This window comes from Arthrobacter sp. AL12 (assembly GCF_029960645.1).
Classification (GTDB): Bacteria; Actinomycetota; Actinomycetes; order Actinomycetales; family Micrococcaceae; genus Arthrobacter.
Genome location: NZ_JASBQY010000042.1, coordinates 1 through 1298, shown reverse-complemented (window position 1 = coordinate 1298; position 1298 = coordinate 1). Strand labels below are relative to the sequence as shown.

The 1298-nt window shown below is 73.4% G+C and carries 1 protein-coding gene; it reads right to left on the bottom strand.

Annotation, left to right across the window (positions count from 1 at the left end; genetic code table 11):
- On the bottom strand, window positions 1-1298 hold a 1298-nt coding region (locus QK291_RS18970; RefSeq protein WP_282384402.1), incomplete at both ends, for an HNH endonuclease signature motif containing protein.

The window sequence follows — 1298 nt, the reverse complement described above, 5'->3', positions numbered from 1 at the left end:
CCGGGAGGTGGGGTGGCCAGTCGGGTGGTTCCCAGTCCTGCTGTTCGCTGGGGTAGTACCGGCCTGAGGGTGAGGTCCAGCCGGGTGGTTGGTTCTTGGTGGCCCCGGACGGGGTCCATCCGGAGCTGTGTTTGAGGCGGTGGTGCTTGGGGCAGGGCTGGCCGAGGTTGGTGATGCCGGTGGTGCCGCCGTCGGCCCAGGCCAGGAGGTGGTCGGCTTCGTTGTCCAGGGAGGGGTTGTTGCAGCCCGGGAAGGGGCATCGGCCGTCGCGGAGCCGCAACCATTGGCGCATGGCCTTGGTGGGGCGGTAGTTGGCCCGGCCGATTTCCAGCGGGGCACCGTCCCGGGGGTCGGTCAGGACGCGGTGGAAGGACTCCGCGCCGTCGGCGATCAGGGCCCGGGCCACCGACGGCGGGATCGGCCCGTACCCGTCGAGCATCGCCGGTTCCTCGGTGGCTCCGAGGAGGGAGAGGACCGGGACGGTGATCAGGACCTGCGCCCGCGGGACCGGCACATCCCCGGAACCGGCGTTGCCCTCGGCGCCGGTGCCGGTGCCGTTGCCGGGGCCCAGGAGCAGGGTCGCGGCGACGTCGGCGCGGAGCTGGGTCAGGGTCCGGGTCTCGTCCGGGCCCTGGAGCGCGCGGGCGGCGGCGGTCATCCGGTCCCAGATCCCCGCGGCCGTCACCGCCGGCAGGTACGCGGAGAACCAGGCCATCCCGTCCCGGTCCGGGGCGAACTCGACCCGCCGGTCCGTCGCGGACCTGGTGTGGCGTTTTTCGATGCTGTCCGGGTGGTGGCGTTCGCGCCAGGTGCGGGATTTGGCCCGGAACCGGCCCGGGACGAGTTCCCCGGCCGGGCACCCGCGGGCCGGGTTGGGCGCTCCGGGGTCCAGGAAGTGCTCCTCCAGCGCCGCGGCCCCGGCCGGGCCCAGGTCGGCGGTTTCATCGACCATGATCCGGGCGTGGTCCCAGGAGATCGTCCCGTCCTGCAGCGCCTCCAGGGTCAGCGGCAGCGCCGTCGTCAGCGCCTGGCTCTGAGCCAGCAGGGTGCCGGCGGCGTGCTCACTGACCGTCAGGACGCAGGCGAGTTCGGCGACCATCGCCATTTCCTGGACGGCGCGGTCATGAAGGGACGCCGTCGGGGACGCCAGCGCCCGCGTGGCCTCGGCGTAATCCGCGGTCAGCCGCACCTTCAACGCCGCGAACCGGGCCTCCTCCCGCGCCGCCACCGCGAGCCCGTCCAGGCAGGAATCCGCCCGATCCCGCAACGGATCAGCCCAAGGATCAGACCCGGCCTCC